A 15,570-nucleotide genomic window follows, 5' to 3' on the forward strand; every position below is an offset into this window, starting at 1 on the left:
CTGGTTGGCGGCCACCCGCTGGATCGCCCTGGAGCCTTCTATGCACCCACCGTGCTGGCCGACGTAGAGCCTGGCATGCAGGCCTTCGATACCGAGACCTTCGGGCCGGTGGCCTCGATCAGTCGCGCCCGCGACGCATGATCACTCCCGTCGGCGCCATGGCGACTGCCAGCGCCGATGAAACGCGCACGTTGTGCGCGCGCCTGCTGGCCTTCAACCAGGCCCACGGCGGCGATGCGTTCGATGAGACCCCAGTCCGCCTGGCCTGGCATGACGAGCACGGCAGGCTGCGCGGCGGCGTGCTGGCCGACGTCTGTGCCGGCTGGCTGCAGGTACATGTGCTGTGGGTGGATCCGGAACTGCGCGGGCAAGGCATCGGCCAGCGCCTGCTGGCGGAAGCAGAAGCCGCCGCGCGCCAGCTTGGCGCCCGCAGCGTGATGCTGGATACCTTCGACTGGCAGGCCGAAGCCTTCTACCTGCGGCAGGGCTACACCGTGTATGGGCTCGTGCCCGACTGCCCACCCGGTCACGAGCGGATCTACCTGCGCAAGGCGTTGTCGGGGTCGTAGTCGTGTCGGCGCTGGAGTTGCCTGCCGGTCACCCCGCCAGCACGCCCTGCCCGCGCATGCGCGGTGCCAGCGCCGCGTGCATCACGGCCAGATGCATCACCACCGCCAGTTCGGGCGCATGCCGGTCATCGCCGGCGCGCCACCGCTGCGCCAGCTGGGCTGCGTCGGCCGGCAGCAGGGCCAGCAACTGGGCGTCATCCATCGAATCGGCCGCGCCCTGGAGCTGCTGCGCCATCTGCCGCGACTGCCACACATGCACGCCGATGCTGAGGCTGGCCAGCGACATCAGGACCACGGCCAGCCCGTGCTCGAACCACTGCGACAGCACTTCCGGCCCCCACAGCAGGGCCGCCAACACCGCCAGGCCCGGCAGGCGCCAGCCCAGCCAATGGATGCGACCGCGCTGCGACCAGTGCACCACCACCGCACTGGCGACCAGTGCCGCGGCCGCGGTGGCCGGCAGTTCGGTCAGGCAGGTGGCCGCCAGCAGCGCGCCCAGCACGGCCCAGACCCAGCCAGGGGGCAATGCCCGTCGCTGGTAGTCGGCCCCGACGGGTCCGACCAGCTGTCGCAGGCTGCGTTGTTGGCTTGCCTCGGTCACCCACAGTCTCCGTGTTTGTCCTGGCCCGGATGGTCGCCGCCAGTGTGTCGCAAATTCGTGCCCATGACGTTACCAATCCGCTATGACGGAGGCTCTACAACTTGTTGCGGATTGCCAAGGTGACTGTTCAGCTGTTTTGGCGTAGCATTGCCAGCGTTGGGCAGGCACTGAGCGTGGCGACACGAAACGGGCCTTGTACCTTGCAGAACTTGAAGAAACCGGGGGTGCATTGGTTTCGACGGGGGTTGTGAAGTCGCCTGGCGCATGCCGAGGGGGTAGCTTTCCTCGTAAATCCAGCTGCAAAACTCTAGTTGCCAACGACGACAACTACGCTCTGGCCGCTTAAGGCCTAAGCCTCGAAACCGCTTGTGTCCATGCTCGCGGTGTAGAGTCACTATCATGGAATCGCGCTGGACGGCTGCCTGTCAGTCCGGCACTAGAACACAACAGGCTGGTTCCCGGATGCGCTTTGCGCACCGTGCTGTTCGGGGACGAGATCCAACGGTGAGCTAAGCATGTAGTGCTGGGGATGGAGTGCCTTCGGACGGCGGTTCAATTCCGCCCACCTCCACCATCTGTATGGCCTGTCGAGGCCGCAAGAAGCCGGATCTCCCGTCAACTGGGGTTCCGGCTTTTTTGTGCCTGCACGTCGCGCAGGACGTGTGGCGCATAATCGGGATGACACCGCCAACACAACAGTTCCTCCATCCGCGACCGCCAGAAGGATCTGCAATGAAAATCGCCACAACCACGCTCGCCCTGTTCCTCACCGCGCTCGCCGCCGCCCCAGCCACGCACGCCGCAGCCCCGGCCATCGCGCCGCCCGGCACCGCCACGCTGGAAGCGCTGCTGGCCTGCAAGGCGGGCTCGGATTTCAGTGCGGCCGACGCCATCGATGCCCTGCAGGCGGCCGGCCTGGCCAAGAAGCCGGGCGGCACCTTCGAGCCGGAGGACAAGCCGGTCGCGCTGTTTGGCAGCACGGTCAACAGTGCCGATGTGACTGTGGCCGAAGGCGAGAAAGGCCTCTTCGTGTACCTGAACGGTGTCGACGCGAAGCGCCTGGCCAGGGACTGGTCGGTGACCGAGGTCAACGAGCATGCCAATACCGAAGAACCTTCGTACGTGAAGCGCATCGACAAGCACCACACCCTGCACGTGATCGCAGGCGACGACTACGAGGGCTATTCGGCGGCGGTGAAGTGCCAGATCAGCCGCTGATGGCGTAGCCGACGCTACAGCCAGCGTGGCACGCGATGACGGTACTGCGCGTACGCCTCGGGAAAGCGGGCCATCAGTGCCCGCTCCTCCGGCAAGATCTGCAGCCAAGTGATGTACGCCAGGAACAGCGGCACCACCAGCAGCGCGATCAGGTTCTGCAGGTACACCATGGCACCAAACAGGACCAGCGCCTGGCCGAGATACATCGGATTTCGGGTGCGGCGGTAGATTCCGCTGGTAACCAGCGCGCTCGACGCCGAAGGTCGCAGAGGATTGACGGTGGTACCGGCGCGCCGGAAAGAGACCTTGGGCAGCAGGTTGAGCACGACACCCAGCGTCACCGTCACCCCTGCCAGCAGAACCGGCACCGGCACCCGAAGGTGCAAACCCGGCCACAGCCAGCGTGCTGCAAAGCCCATAGCGGCGAACAGCAGCATTACCACGGGCGGGGGAATACGCGTTTCCAGCCAGACCATCGCGATCACCGTGTCCTTTTCATTGGCCGCAGTGTCACACGGGAATGGCTGAATCACCCAAGGCGGCCAGGCCCAAACCGACCGTCCGGTCTATTCCGCTTTGACAGGCCCACCGCTAGAGTGGCGCCACCGCGCAGGAGGATCGCATGGCTACCACGGGCTTGGGCTTCATCGGCCGCACGACCCTCATCATCACCGTGCTGCTCACCCTGGGCGGCTGCGCGACGCTGCGCCAGTTCGGGCCGTCGGTGCAGGTTGCCTCGGTCACGCCCGGCCAGTACATCGCGCTCAAGCGCGGTGACATCCTGACCTCCGGCAAGCTCAGCGCGGCGACCATTGAGACCCTGCGCGTGGCCGGGCTCGATGAGGGCGTCTGTGCCAAGCCCGGCCTGCCCTGCATCGAGGCCATGGAAAGCAGCATCGTGGTGCGCGAGGAAGACAAGCGCTCCAGCCTGGCCGAGTTGTGGCTGCAGTATGCGATGACCCTGCCGGCGCCAAAGCGCGAGTACTCGGCATCCGGCCGCGCCAAGACCGCAGTCACCGAGCTGGATGCCGACTTCCAGCCACGCCTCGATGCGTGGATGCAGGTCGCGCGCCAGGCCTATGCCTATCTGTTCTTCACCGAGCGCACGGCGAACCAGCGCGGCTTCGAAGACCGCCAGACCCAGGTGCGCGATTACTACAACCTGGCGGTGCAGGAAGCCTCGGTCCAGCTTTACAACGCCTATGCCACCGGGCGCGTGCACGGCCAGGCCAGCCATTTCCAGCTGGGCCGCTGGACCTTCGTGCTGGCCCCTTCAGACGAAGCATCGGCGCTGGACCAGCGTACCCCCAGCGAGCTGGTACCCGCCGCCTCGCTGTCGTTCACCGGCACGCTGCGAAGCGTGCATCGCCGCGATGGCTTCGGTGCCGAACTGGTGGCAGTGATGGATGGCCCGGCCGGCAGCACGGCCACCACGCCTCCGGCGGCGGCGCAGGCGGCGCAGGCAAGACGTTCTGCCACGCAGAGCTGGAGCGAGATGCCCTCGCCATCGATGACGGTGCTATTGCGCTTCTCGGGGAAAAACCTGTGGGAGGTGCTGCACGATGACGAGCCGGAGCTGGAGATCCACGATCCCTACCAGGTTTCGGAAGTGACCCTGCACGGCCAGCAGGTGCCACTGGCGGCCAACTTCACTGCCGGCTATGCGCTGTGGCTGGCCCGCTCCAACTTCAGCCGACAGTCGTTGCGCACGCTGTTCGGTGGCAAGGGCGGCATCGACACGCCGCATCTGTACATGATGCAGCCCTACGACCCGAACCGCCGCGTGCTGCTGATGATCCATGGCCTGGCCAGCAGTCCGGAAGCCTGGGTCAACGTGGCCAACGAACTGCTGCGCGACGACGATATCCGCAGGGAGTTCCAGGTCTGGCAGTTCTATTACCCGACCAACATGCCCATCGCGATGAGCCACGATGCGATGCGCCACACGCTGACTGAAGTGTTCAAGCACTTCGACCCCAGCGGCAAGGCGCAGGCCTCGCATGACATGGTGCTGGTGGGGCACAGCATGGGAGGGGTGATCGCACGGTTGATGATCTCCTCCTCCGGCGACCACCTGGTCGACACCCTGCTGGCCACCGCGCAGATGACGCCCGCCCAGCGCGAACTGCTGCGCACCAAAGGCGCACCGGTGCTGACCTTCCTACCAGAACCGGAAGTGTCCCGCGTGGTGTTCATCGCCACGCCGCATCGCGGTACCGACGTGGCCGGCACCCGCCTCGGCCGGTGGATCGGCCGGCTGGTGCGGTTGCCACTGACCGTGCTGGAAGACGTCGCCACCATCGCCAACGACGGCCAGATCGACCGCAATGACGGCAAGCACGGCTACCAGATGAACAGCATCCAGAACCTGGACAAGGACGACCCGTTCGTCCGCGCCGTGGCTGACCTGCCGATGTCACCGAAGGTGCACTACCACTCGATCATCGCCCGCGCCAAGGCCGATGGCCCACTTGAGAAGACCGATGACGGGCTGGTGCCCTACTGGAGTTCGCACCTGCCGCACGCGGATTCGGAGAAGGTGATCGTGTCCGGACACAGCGTGCAGGAAGCTACGCCGGCCATCGTCGAGCTGCGGCGGATCCTGCATGAGGACATGCAGGCACATGGGCGAACGGGAAAGTAAGCCGCCGTCCCGACAGATCAGGCACCGGCCGTACGCCGCGAGAACGTGCCATGCAGCGCCGCCGGAATCGCAAAGCCCTCCATGCGCACCTCGGGCCGATAATCGGCGCTGGGGGTGAAGCGGAACTCGCGTGCCAGCAGCGCGCACAGCAATACCAGCTGTGCATTGCCGACCGCCGATCCCACGCAGGAACGCGTGGGGAAGCCATAAGGCACATAGATGCCGGCGGTACGCTTGCGCCGTTCGGGCAACCAGCGATCGGGATCGAACTGCAGCGGGTCATCCCAGTACTTCGCCGAGCGGTGCTGGATGAACGAGCTCAGCTCGAAGACCGTACCTTCGGCGATGGCCTGCCCTTCCACCTGCAGATCGCAGGCAGCCACCCGACGGTTGTTGAAGGGCGTGGAGTACAGCCGCATCACTTCCTTCAGGAAGCGCATCGTGCAGGGAATCCTGGCCATCGGCAGCGCGTGGATCTCCGCCTCCGAGAGCGGCGCGAATTCCTCCTCGATGCGCTGGCGCCAGTGTGGATGCATCTGCATCGCCAGCAGCAGGCAGGCGGCCATCATGCCGGGCACGCCGGAAATGGCGATCAGCTGCACGGTGACCAGGTAGGTGACCTTGTCCAGGCCGATGCGCTCTCGCAGGCTCAGCAATGACTGCGCGTAATCCAGCGCCGAACGTCCGCTGCGGACACGGTGCTTGAGTTCGGCGGCAATCGCCCGTGATTCGGCACGGCCGATGAGGAAGTTGCGCAGCAGGTGGCGCCGATGGATGACCTGCTCGACCTGGGTGGTGTAGCGCAGATGCAGGGCGCGTTCGATGGCTGCGGTGCCGCGGGCATCGAGCCCGTCGATCACCAGCGGGATCAAGGGATGGGCCATCACTTTCCACACCGCCGGCGTGGCATCCAGCGCATGGCCGCATACCCCATCCAGAGCCTGCCTCATGCGCGACTGCAGTGCCTCCAGGGTCTGTGCTCCGGTGAGCTCAGCACTACAGGTGGCGATCAGGCTGCGCACTTCGGTCCAGCGCACGCGCTCGTGACGGCGGAACAGGTCGGCCAGCGACTCGACCACGAACAGGTGCTCGGAATTCTCCTTGTCGACCTTGCCAGCCAGTTCCGGGCAGAACACCCCAACACCGCCGGTTTCCAGCTTCAGCACAGGCCCTTCGCGCTCCACGCGCGCAGCCAAGCGCTCGGCAGCAATGGCGCTGCCTTCATTCGACATTCCTTGCATGCAGTGCGTCTCCGGCAGGAAGGGACTCGAAAGACGAGTCCCTTCGTCTTGCTACCGCTCAATCGCGGGTTTGGCCCGCAGGATCAGAATTCGACCCACAGCGGCCAGGTATTCCACACGCTGCTCTTTTCGTTCGGATGAATATTCAGAGTGACGCGCAATGCTCGGGCGAATCTTTTCATTTTCATTCCTTTGCTTGCTGTGTGGTTATGCCGGGATTATCCCGGCACTGGCTAGATAACACGACATAATCCCACTGTCCAACCGGCCGGGTGGCGCGCTGCAGCATCCGGGTTGCGGCCGATTGAGGGGAATCCCTCATCGCGCCTGCGCACGCAGCCTCCTATGCTGGGCTCACTTTCCCCCAACGGAGGTCTGCATGAACACGCAAGAGCCCAGCCGCCAGCCCAGCCCCGATCCGGCCGAGCGCGATGCCTTCTTCCCGTCGCCGTATTCGCTGTCGCAGTTCACCTCGCCCAAGAGCGACCTGTCCGGCGCCGACTATCCGGATGCGCGCCGCGATGGCCGCTGGAAGGTGCTGACGATCGCCGCCGACGAGCGCTATCTGCCGACCGCCAATGGCCACCTGTTCTCCACCGGTAACCATCCGGTGGAAACCCTGCTGCCGATGTACCACCTGGACAAGGCCGGCTTCGACATCGACGTGGCGACGCTGTCCGGCAACGCCGTCAAGTTCGAATGGTGGGCCTTCCCACACGAGGACAGCGAAATCGGCGCCCTGTACGAACGCTACCAGGAACGCTTCCGCCAGCCGTTGCAGCTGGATCAGGTGGTGGCCGGCCTGGGCGCCGATTCGGACTACGCCGCCGTCTTCATTCCCGGTGGGCACGGCGCGTTGATCGGCCTGCCGGAGAGCGCGGCGGTGAAGGCCGCGCTGCAATGGGCCATGGCCGAGCAGCGCCACATCATCACCCTCTGCCATGGCCCGGCGGCGCTGCTGGCGGCGGGCGTCGACGACGCCGAGGGTGCCTCGCTGTTCCGTGGCTACCGCATCTGTGCCTTCCCCGACGCAATGGACCGGCAGACACCGGGGATCGGCTACATGCCCGGGCAGCTGCGTTGGTTCTTCGGTGAACGGCTGGCCCAGCAGGGGGTGCAGATCGTCAATGAGGGCATCGATGGCAGCGTGCTGCAGGATCGCCTGCTGCTGACCGGCGACAGTCCGCTGGCCGGCAACGCGTTGGGCAAGCTGGCCGCGCGTACGCTGCTCGATGCGCTGGCGGGGCGCTGAGCCAATGCCTGCGCTGGTGCCCGCGCTGCTGGAACTGGAACAGGCGCGGTCATTGCCGGCGGTGGGCGGCGTGCTGCGCGCCGCCGCCTCACCATTGGGCTACGACCGCCTGTTGGTGTTTGCCACCGGAACCGGGCTGGAGCGCGACGCACAGCGTGTGTACTGGATTGAAGGTGACTGGTTCGGCGACGGCAGCGATAGCGGACTCGCCCGCTACCTGCACGCCTGTCCGGTCAACCGCCATGTGCTGGACAGCAATGCGCCGTTCTTCTGGAGCAAGCGCGACGGCGTGCGTGGCGAGCGCTACCAAGTGGTGAAGCAGCCTCGCGGCGATGGCCTGCATGGGTTGCAGGTGCCGGTGTTCGGCCCGACCGGTCTGGAGGGTGCGGTCAGTTTCGCCGGCACCTCGATTGATGCGTCCGCCAGCGCGCGCCTGCTGCTTGAAATGGTCGGCGCGTCAGTCTTCCGCGCGGCGCGGCGGCTTGCCGAAGCGCCGGCCGACATCCGCGCGGGCGCGCTGAGCGCACGCGAACGCGAGGTGCTGCGCTGGGTCGCCGCTGGACGGCGCCAGGCAGAGATAGCGGCCACGCTGGGGCTGTCTGCGCGCACCGTTGAGAACCACCTGCGGCGAGCGCGGCAACGACTGAGCGTGGCCACCACCGCGCAGGCAGTGCGCGCGGCAGGCCGCCGTGGCGAGATTGAAGACTGATCAGGATGGAGGCACTTCCTGCTGCCTGATCAGCGTGCGGCATACGCCCTGTGCATCTGCGCGATTGCAGAAGGCAGGCGACGGGATGAGCTACGACCCGTGATCGCCGGTGCGCGGTCCACCGGGCGGGGCGTTCATCGCCCGCCCGGCATCCGCGAGCCACCCATCCCTGCATAACGCTGCCCTCGCATTCGTGGCATGCTCTGTGAAACCGTTTTCATGGAATGGAGGGATTCCACGATGTTGTCGCGTTTCCGTCGCCCCGCGCTGTCTGCGCTGCTGGCGCTTGCCCTGCCTCTGACCAGCGCCTGGGCCGCAGCCCCTGCGCCGTTGAAGGTGATGTCGTTCAATGTGCGCACCCCGGCCGATACCGAACCCGGCAAGCGCTGGCCCGACCGTCGCGATGCGATGGTGAAGGTCATCCTCGACGCGCACCCCGCGGTGATCGGTACCCAGGAGCTGGTGCAGGAGCAGGCCGATTACCTTGCCCAGCACCTGCCCGGATACCGCTGGTTCGGCGAGGGCCGCCGCGGCGGCAGCGGCGACGAGCACATGGGCGTGTTCTACGACAGCAAGGTGCTGGCGATCGAGGAATCAGGCAACTTCTGGCTGTCTGATACGCCCGATGTGCCCGGCAGCATCACCTGGGGCAACCTGTATCCACGCATGGTCACCTGGGCGCTGTTCCGCCGCATCGATGACGGCCGCCGCTTCTATTTCATGGATACCCACCTGCCCTACCGCGACGAGGACGAACCACGCCGGGTGAAGGGTGCCGAGCTGATCGGCAGGCGCGTGGCCGGCCTGGCGGCCGACCTGCCGGTGGTGCTGACCGGTGACTTCAACAGCGAACCCGGCGGCGACACCTACAAGGCATTCACCCGCGTACTGCACGACACCCGTGCCCAGGTGAAGACACCGCAGGGCCCGCGACTGACCTTCCACGATTTCACTGGCAAGGCCACCGCGCAGCTGGACTGGGTGCTGGTGCGCGGTTTCCGCGCGCGCAGCTTCCTGACCGATGACCGCCGCATCGATGGCGTGCTGCCATCGGATCATTTCCCGCTGGTGGTCGAACTGGACTGGCCGAAGCACTGACCCCGCACGGCAGCCGCAGCTACAGCGGCGGCTGCCGCGACAGCAGGCGATACAGGGCCTGATGCTGATCGCGCGCCTGGCAGATGCGGGCCCCTATCGCCAGGAACACGGCGACGCCGATCAGGCCCAGCCCCAGCATCGAATCCTGCAGGCGCAGGAAACCGACCGCTGCGGCCATCGTCGCCAGCACCAGCAGCACCACGACCGCCACTGACAGACCCGCACCCGGTGGACCCGGATCGCCGAACAACATCCGTTGGGTATCCCGCCTTCCGTCCGCCATTGCCTGTCCTCCCGAGTGCCTGACCCACTAGTTACACGGCGAGCCCGCAATCCGGCAGAGTCAGAAACGTCACGAAGGTGAAGACGTACGCGGAATGCACCGCGCTACCCTGCCGCGTACCCCTCGAACTGCGGAGCAGCACATGGCACACCAGAGCCGGCTGGCAGGATTCATCATCGACTGCCAGGACCTTCCCGCCGACGAAGGCGCCCGTTTCTGGGCCGCCGCGCTCGGTCTGCAGGCACAGGCGGCGCGTGCCGAAGGGGGCGCCGAGTATGCCGACCTGCTGGGCGCACCGGCGGGCCTGGACGTTGAAGTCCAGCGGGTCGATCATCCGTCACGGGTGCATCTGGACATCGAGAGCGACGACATCGATGCCGAGGCCGACCGCCTGGAGAAGCTCGGCGCGCGACGGATAGGCTTCGTCAAGCGCTGGTGGGTAATGGAAGCACCGACCGGCCATCGCTTCTGCATCGTGCGCATGCGCGAGCGCGAGGTGCCGGCCAATCAGTGGCCCTGAAAGAGCAAGGGGACGGAAGCCACGGCCTCCGTTCCCCCGGAGTCACTGCACCTGCGCCACGCTCGGTTGCTGCGGTGATTGCCCCCAGCCTCCGAGCGCCTTGTACACGCCCACCACGCTGACATTGACCTCGGACTCGGCCGCCGCCAACGCATCATCGGCTGCCAGCTGCGTGCGCTGCGCATCCAGCAGGGTCAGGAAGTCCTCCGAGCCCTCGCGATAGCGGATCTGCGCCAGCGATTCGGCACGCCGTGCCGCCTGCGCCTGCTCGACCACGATCGCCAACCGTGCCTGCTGCTTGGAATAGCGGGTCAGTGCGTTCTCGGTGTCTTCCAGGGCCAGCAGTACCGCCTGCTCATACTGCGCGGCCACGCCTTCGGCTTCAGCCTTGCTGGCACGCAGGCGTGCACGCACGGTGCCGAAGTCGAATGCCGCCCAGCTCAGCGACGGGGTCAGCGACCAGGCCTTGTTGTTGCCATTGACCAGGCCGCTGGCATCGCCACCGAGGAACCCGACGAAGCCGGACAGCGACAACCGCGGGAACAGGTCCGCCGTGGCCACGCCCACGCGTGCGGTCGCAGCCGCCAGGCGACGCTCGGCCACGCGCACGTCGGCACGCTGGCGCAGCAGTTCGCGGGTATCGCCCAGCGGCAGTGCCTTGGCGAAGGCCGGTACGTCGTGCGGCGCGAGCATGTCAGTCAGCACTTCCGGGCGCTGGCCGAGCAGCACGGCCAGCCGGTTGCGCGACTGCGCCTCGGCCACTTCCAGCAACGGGATGTCAGCCTCGATCGCCTTCAGGCGGGCACGGCTGCTCTGCACATCCAGCTCGCTGCCTGCGCCCAGCTGCCAGCGCGCCTCGGTCAGCTTCTGCGTATCGCGCAGGTTTTCCAGCGTGTGCTGGGCCACCGCGATGCGCTTCTGCGTACCACGGAGCTCGAAGTAGTTGCGTGCCACTTCAGCGGCGATCAGGACCTGCGCGTCGGCCAGGTTGGCCTGCTCGGCACCGAGGTCGGCGCGCGCGGCTTCGGCAGCACGGCGCTTGCGGCCGAACAGATCCAGCTCCCAGCCGGCGTCGAAGCCGAGCTGGTAGCTTTCACTGAACACCCGCTGCCCACCCAGCTGCGGATCGGGTTGCTTGCGGCGGTCGTAGCTGCCGCCAGCGGTGACGTGCGGAGCCTGGTCGAGGCGGCTTTCCACGAACACCGCGCGGGCCTGGCTGACGCGGGCCACGGCCACGCGAAGGTCCAGGTTGTCCGACAGTGCGCCGTGCACCAGCTGTTCCAGCACCGGATCATCGAACTGCGCCCACCAGCTGGCGACCGGCGAAGCGGTACTGAACACCGGCTGCTGTGCGCTCTGGAGGACCACCGGCTCCTGCATCGGCGCCTTGTAGTTTGGGCCGACGCTGACACAGCCTGCCAGCACCAGGCTGGAGACGGCCATCGCCAACGTGCGGATCACCATGGCAGCACCTCGCCCAGGTAGGTGAAGCTGCCGCTGGCGCCGGATTCACCGATCAACGCCATTTCCACGCTGGAACGTGCGCCTTCGCTGATTTCGATTTCGCCGTTGCCGCCGTTCATGTCGGTCTTCACGTAACCCGGATGCACGGTGTTGACCTTGATCGGGGTATTGCGCAGTTCGTAGGCCAGACTCAAGGTCCAGCTGTTCACCGCCGCCTTGGAGGCATTGTAGGCCGGGATCTTGAAATCGTAGATGCCCGACGCCGGGTCGGCGTGCAGGGTCTGCGAGCCGAGCATGCTCGATACGTTGACGATGCGCCCGGACTTGGCCTGCTTGACCAGCGGCAGGAATGCCTGGGTTACCGCGACCAGCGCATAGACGTTGGTGTCGAAGGTGCGCTTCCAGGTATCGAGTGACTGTTCCGACGGTGCCTGCGCCGGGTTCTCGATCATGATGCCGGCGTTGTTGACCAGGATGTCGAGACGACCATGGCGCTGGCGCACCTGCTCGACCGCTTCGGCGATGCTGGCCGCGTCGGTCACGTCCAGTTGCAGGGCTTCGACCGGCAGGCCTTCAGCCTGCAGCTTCAGTGCCAGCTCCACGGCGGTCTCACGCTTGCGACCGGCCAGCAGCGTGTGCACGCCAGCCTGGGCCAGCTGGCGCACAGTTTCCAGGCCGATGCCACGGGTGGCGCCGGTAACCAGCGCGATCTTGTTCTGATGGGTGTTCATGGATGCATGCCTTGTGAGGGGAAAGCCGCCACCGGCCAATGACCGGCGGCGACGGGGTTCCATATCAGTGGTGGATGGTCGGCTCGCCGTGCTGCACCAGCTGTCCACCACCGTTGCGGGTGACGAACTTGCGCAGGGCCACGTAGAACACCGGGGTGAGGAACAGGCCGAACAGGGTCACGCCCAGCATGCCGGCGAACACGGTGATACCGGTCACCGAGCGCACTTCGGCGCCTGCACCGTGCGACAACACCAGCGGCACGGTGCCGGCGATGAACGCGATGGAGGTCATCACGATCGGGCGCAGACGCAGGCGGCAGGCTTCCAATGCCGCTTCAACGATGCCCTTGCCGCCCATCTCCAGCTCTCTGGCGAACTCGACGATCAGGATCGCGTTCTTGCACGCCAGGCCCATCAGCACCACCAGGCCGACCTGCACGAACACGTTGTTGTCACCACCGGTCAACCACACGCCGAACAGCGCCGACAGCAGGGTCATCGGCACGATCAGGATCACCGCCAGCGGCAGCGACCAGCTCTCGTACAGCGCGGCCAGCACCAGGAAGGCCAGCATGATCGCCACCGGGAACACGATGAAGGCGGCCTTGCCCTGGGTTGCCTGCTGGTAGCTCAGGTCGGTCCATTCGGTGGTCATGCCCACCGGCAGCACCTTGGCGGCGATCTCGGTCAGCTTGGTCATCGCCTCGGCCGAGGACAACAGGCGCGGGTCGGCTTCACCGGCCAGGTCAGCCGCCGGATAGCCATTGAAGCGCAGCACCGGGTCCGGGCCGAAGGTCTGCTTGATGGTGACCATCGAACCGATCGGCACCATCTCGCCGCGGTCGTTGCGGGTACGCAGCTTGCCGATGTCCTCGACCGTCTCGCGGTACGGACCATCGGCCTGGGCGATCACCTGCCAGGTGCGGCCGAACTGGTTGAAGTCGTTGACGTAGGCCGAACCCAGGTAGGTCTGCAAGGTGTCGAACAGCTCGGTGAGCTGCACGCCCTGTGCCTTGGCCTTGACGCGGTCCACCTCGGCATCGAGCTGCGGCACGTTGGCCTGGTAGCTGGAAATCGGGAAGGCCATGCCCGGGGTCTGCGCGACGGTGCCCTGCATGGCCTGCACCGCATTCTGCAGCGCGCCGTAACCCAGGTTGCCACGGTCCTCGATGAACATCTGGTAGCCGTTGCCATTGCCCAGGCCGAGGATCGGCGGCGGCATCATCGCGAACGCGAAGCCTTCCTGCAGGCCGGCAATCTTCTGGTTGATCTCGGCATTGATCTGCGCCGCGGTGCGGCCATGGCGCTCGGCGAACGGCTTGAGCGGGATGAACGCCACACCGGTGTTCGGCGTATTGGTGAACTGCAGCGCGTTCAGACCGGGGAACGAGATGGTGTGAGCGACGCCATCGGTTTCCTGGGCGATCTTGGCGACCTTGCGCAGCATTTCATCGGTGCGGGCGATCGACGAACCTTCCGGCAGCTTCACACCGGCGATCAGATACAGCTTGTCCTGGGTCGGAATGAAGCCCGGCGGCACCAGCTTGAAGATCACGCCGGTACCGACCAGCAGGATCGCGTAGACCACGAACACCGCCCCGCGGCGGCCGAGGATGCGGGCCACGCCACGCTCGTATTTCTCCGAGCTGGACTTGAAGAAGCGGTTGAACGGACGGAACACCCAGCCGAACAGGCGGTCGATCAGGCGGCTCGGGCCGTCCTTCGGAGCGCCATGAGCCTTCAGCAGGCGCGCGGCCAGGGCCGGCGACAGGGTCAGCGAGTTGATCGCCGAGATCACCGTGGAAATGGCGATGGTGACCGCGAACTGCTTGTAGAACTGGCCGGTGACACCGGACAGGAAGGCCATCGGCACGAACACGGCACACAGCACCAGCGCGATCGCCACGATCGGGCCGGACACCTCGCGCATGGCCTGGTGTGCCGCCGCGGTGGGCGACAGGCCTTCCTCGATGTTGCGCTCGACGTTCTCCACCACCACGATCGCGTCGTCGACCACGATGCCGATCGCGAGCACCAGGCCGAACAGGCTCAGCGTATTGATCGAGAAGCCCAGCAGGTACAGCGCGGCGAACGTACCCACCACCGACACCGGCACCGCGATCAACGGAATGATCGAGGCACGCCAGGTCTGCAGGAACAGGATCACGACCAGCACCACCAGGGCGATCGCTTCCAGCAGCGTGGAGACCACGGCCTTGATCGAGTCGCGCACGAAGATGGTGGTGTCATACACCGCTTCGTACTTCACATCGGCCGGCATGGTCTTCTGCATCTCGTCCATCGTCGAGATGACCTGATCGCGGATTTCCAGCGCGTTGGCACCCGGCGACTGGAAGATACCGATACCCACCGCGTTCTTGCCGTCCAGCTGCGAGCGCAGGGTGTAGTCGCCCGCACCCAGTTCCAGGCGTGCCACGTCGGACAGGCGCACGATCTCGCCATCGGTGCCGCTCTTGAGCACGATGTCGCCGAATTCCTTTTCGGTCTTCAGCCGGCCCTGGGCATTGATCAGGGTCAGGAACTTGCTATCCGGCAGCGGTTCGGCGCCGAGCTGGCCGGCCGAAACCTGCACGTTCTGCTCGCGCATGGCACGCACCACGTCGCTGGCGGTCAGGCCGCGCGAGGCCACCTTGTCCGGATCCAGCCAGGCACGCATGGCGTAGTCGCCGCCACCGAAGATCTGCGCGTCACCCACGCCCGGAATACGCGCCAGCGCATCCTTGACGTGCAGGCGGGCGTAGTTGCGCAGGTACAGGGTGTCGTACTTGCCTTGCGGCGAGGTCAGGTGCACCACCATCAGGAAGGTCGGCGACTGCTTCTGCGTAGTCACGCCCTGGCGGCGCACGTCCTCGGGCAGGCGTGCCTGCGCCTGCGCCACGCGGTTCTGCACCTTCACCGCCGCCGCGTCCGGATCGGTGCCCGGGCGGAAGGTGACGGTCATCTGCAGCACGCCGTCCGAGCCGGCCACCGACTTCAGGTACATCATGCCTTCGACGCCGTTGATCGCCTCTTCGAGCGGCGTGGCAACGGTCTCGGCAATGACCTTGGGGTTGGCGCCCGGATAGACCGTGCGCACGACCACCGACGGCGGCACCACTTCCGGGTACTCGCTGATCGGCAGGATGGGAATCGTGATCAGGCCTGCGGCGAAGATCACGATCGACAGCACAGCCGCGAAGATCGGCCTGTCGATGAAGAAACGGGAAAAGTCCATGGAGG

The 15,570-nt window shown here is 66.2% G+C and carries 14 protein-coding genes, 1 other RNA gene and 1 pseudogene; 9 read left to right on the plus strand and 7 right to left on the minus strand.

Translation table 11 applies throughout. The features are described from left to right. Together ABGA94_RS06830 and ABGA94_RS06835 are read left to right on the plus strand one after the other, a co-directional pair. Positions 1-138: pseudogene (locus ABGA94_RS06830) on the plus strand (aldehyde dehydrogenase family protein); the annotation flags it as partial. After that, a complete protein-coding gene (locus ABGA94_RS06835) occupies positions 138-569 on the plus strand; it encodes a GNAT family N-acetyltransferase (RefSeq protein WP_375366778.1) in 432 nt (143 codons plus the stop codon). The pseudogene ABGA94_RS06830 and the gene ABGA94_RS06835, both read left to right, overlap by 1 nt. Before the next feature lie 28 nt (positions 570-597). Here ABGA94_RS06835 and ABGA94_RS06840 read toward each other — a convergent pair whose 3' ends face one another. Further along, positions 598-1,170, minus strand: a complete 573-nt coding sequence (locus ABGA94_RS06840; RefSeq protein WP_065179671.1) for a hypothetical protein — start codon at positions 1,168-1,170, stop codon at positions 598-600. Between the two features lie 220 nt (positions 1,171-1,390). Between ABGA94_RS06840 and ssrA the strand changes: the two genes are divergently transcribed. After that, positions 1,391-1,744: a transfer-messenger RNA gene (ssrA, locus tag ABGA94_RS06845) on the plus strand. Between the two features lie 158 nt (positions 1,745-1,902). Beyond that, complete coding sequence (locus ABGA94_RS06850; protein WP_375366781.1) at positions 1,903-2,388, plus strand: hypothetical protein; 486 nt, start codon at positions 1,903-1,905, stop codon at positions 2,386-2,388. Positions 2,389-2,402: 14 nt separating this feature from the next. Here ABGA94_RS06850 and ABGA94_RS06855 read toward each other — a convergent pair whose 3' ends face one another. Then, positions 2,403-2,864, minus strand: a complete 462-nt coding sequence (locus ABGA94_RS06855) for a methyltransferase family protein (RefSeq protein ID WP_375366787.1) — start codon at positions 2,862-2,864, stop codon at positions 2,403-2,405. Positions 2,865-3,010: 146 nt separating this feature from the next. Here ABGA94_RS06855 and ABGA94_RS06860 point away from each other — a divergent pair, with 146 nt between their 5' ends. Further along, the gene (locus ABGA94_RS06860) at positions 3,011-5,032 is read left to right on the plus strand and encodes an esterase/lipase family protein (RefSeq protein WP_375366783.1); all 2,022 of its coding nucleotides are present in this window, start codon (positions 3,011-3,013) and stop codon (positions 5,030-5,032) included. 17 nt (positions 5,033-5,049) lie between these two features. Here the strand turns inward: ABGA94_RS06860 and ABGA94_RS06865 are convergent, their stop codons facing one another. Continuing rightward, complete coding sequence (locus ABGA94_RS06865) at positions 5,050-6,273, minus strand: cytochrome P450 (protein WP_111174881.1); 1,224 nt, start codon at positions 6,271-6,273, stop codon at positions 5,050-5,052. Positions 6,274-6,652: 379 nt separating this feature from the next. On the opposite strand from ABGA94_RS06865, the gene hchA reads away from it, so the two are divergent. From hchA to ABGA94_RS06880, 3 genes are all read left to right on the plus strand, one after another. After that, positions 6,653-7,525 (plus strand): glyoxalase III HchA, encoded by an 873-nt coding sequence (gene hchA, locus ABGA94_RS06870; RefSeq protein ID WP_111174880.1) that lies wholly within the window; start codon positions 6,653-6,655, stop codon positions 7,523-7,525. Between the two features lie 4 nt (positions 7,526-7,529). Further along, on the plus strand, positions 7,530-8,234 hold the full coding sequence (locus ABGA94_RS06875; RefSeq protein ID WP_111174879.1) for a PA1136 family autoinducer-binding transcriptional regulator: 705 nt from the start codon (positions 7,530-7,532) through the stop codon (positions 8,232-8,234). Positions 8,235-8,474: 240 nt separating this feature from the next. Then, positions 8,475-9,332 carry an endonuclease/exonuclease/phosphatase family protein gene (locus ABGA94_RS06880; protein WP_005416166.1) on the plus strand — a complete coding sequence of 286 codons (858 nt, stop codon included), beginning with the start codon at positions 8,475-8,477 and terminating at the stop codon, positions 9,330-9,332. Between the two features lie 19 nt (positions 9,333-9,351). On the opposite strand, the gene ABGA94_RS06885 is transcribed toward ABGA94_RS06880, so the two are convergent. Continuing rightward, positions 9,352-9,615 (minus strand): hypothetical protein, encoded by a 264-nt coding sequence (locus tag ABGA94_RS06885; RefSeq protein ID WP_049414598.1) that lies wholly within the window; start codon positions 9,613-9,615, stop codon positions 9,352-9,354. A gap of 142 nt (positions 9,616-9,757) precedes the next feature. Here ABGA94_RS06885 and ABGA94_RS06890 point away from each other — a divergent pair, with 142 nt between their 5' ends. Next, positions 9,758-10,135, plus strand: coding sequence for a VOC family protein (locus tag ABGA94_RS06890; protein ID WP_005416164.1), 378 nt, complete (start codon positions 9,758-9,760; stop codon positions 10,133-10,135). Between the two features lie 42 nt (positions 10,136-10,177). Here the strand turns inward: ABGA94_RS06890 and ABGA94_RS06895 are convergent, their stop codons facing one another. The 3 genes from ABGA94_RS06895 to ABGA94_RS06905 all read right to left on the minus strand — a co-directional run bounded on the left by ABGA94_RS06895 (position 10,178) and on the right by ABGA94_RS06905 (position 15,565). After that, the gene (locus tag ABGA94_RS06895) at positions 10,178-11,599 is read right to left on the minus strand and encodes an efflux transporter outer membrane subunit (RefSeq protein ID WP_329845757.1); all 1,422 of its coding nucleotides are present in this window, start codon (positions 11,597-11,599) and stop codon (positions 10,178-10,180) included. Next, positions 11,593-12,330, minus strand: coding sequence for an SDR family oxidoreductase (locus ABGA94_RS06900; protein ID WP_005416162.1), 738 nt, complete (start codon positions 12,328-12,330; stop codon positions 11,593-11,595). The genes ABGA94_RS06895 and ABGA94_RS06900 overlap by 7 nt, the downstream gene beginning before the upstream one ends. Before the next feature lie 64 nt (positions 12,331-12,394). Then, on the minus strand, positions 12,395-15,565 hold the full coding sequence (locus ABGA94_RS06905) for an efflux RND transporter permease subunit (protein WP_053499150.1): 3,171 nt from the start codon (positions 15,563-15,565) through the stop codon (positions 12,395-12,397). Positions 15,566-15,570: the final 5 nt, after the last annotated feature.

The organism is Stenotrophomonas sp. 3diitr2024 (assembly GCF_042136455.1).
Classification (GTDB): Bacteria; Pseudomonadota; Gammaproteobacteria; order Xanthomonadales; family Xanthomonadaceae; genus Stenotrophomonas; species Stenotrophomonas sepilia.

Bases quoted from the DNA above. Each gene is read 5' to 3' on its own strand.
- ABGA94_RS06890 (WP_005416164.1), top strand. From the start codon at position 9,758: ATGGCACACCAGAGCCGGCTGGCAGGATTCATCATCGACTGCCAGGAC.
- ABGA94_RS06835 (WP_375366778.1), top strand. From the start codon at position 138: ATGATCACTCCCGTCGGCGCCATGGCGACTGCCAGCGCCGATGAAACG.
- ABGA94_RS06885 (WP_049414598.1), bottom strand. From the start codon at position 9,615: ATGGCGGACGGAAGGCGGGATACCCAACGGATGTTGTTCGGCGATCCG.
- ABGA94_RS06850 (WP_375366781.1), top strand. From the start codon at position 1,903: ATGAAAATCGCCACAACCACGCTCGCCCTGTTCCTCACCGCGCTCGCC.
- ABGA94_RS06860 (WP_375366783.1), top strand. From the start codon at position 3,011: ATGGCTACCACGGGCTTGGGCTTCATCGGCCGCACGACCCTCATCATC.
- ABGA94_RS06895 (WP_329845757.1), bottom strand. From the start codon at position 11,599: ATGGTGATCCGCACGTTGGCGATGGCCGTCTCCAGCCTGGTGCTGGCA.
- ABGA94_RS06880 (WP_005416166.1), top strand. From the start codon at position 8,475: ATGTTGTCGCGTTTCCGTCGCCCCGCGCTGTCTGCGCTGCTGGCGCTT.
- ABGA94_RS06900 (WP_005416162.1), bottom strand. From the start codon at position 12,330: ATGAACACCCATCAGAACAAGATCGCGCTGGTTACCGGCGCCACCCGT.
- hchA (WP_111174880.1), top strand. From the start codon at position 6,653: ATGAACACGCAAGAGCCCAGCCGCCAGCCCAGCCCCGATCCGGCCGAG.
- ABGA94_RS06855 (WP_375366787.1), bottom strand. From the start codon at position 2,864: ATGGTCTGGCTGGAAACGCGTATTCCCCCGCCCGTGGTAATGCTGCTG.
- ABGA94_RS06905 (WP_053499150.1), bottom strand. From the start codon at position 15,565: ATGGACTTTTCCCGTTTCTTCATCGACAGGCCGATCTTCGCGGCTGTG.
- ABGA94_RS06865 (WP_111174881.1), bottom strand. From the start codon at position 6,273: ATGCAAGGAATGTCGAATGAAGGCAGCGCCATTGCTGCCGAGCGCTTG.
- ABGA94_RS06875 (WP_111174879.1), top strand. From the start codon at position 7,530: ATGCCTGCGCTGGTGCCCGCGCTGCTGGAACTGGAACAGGCGCGGTCA.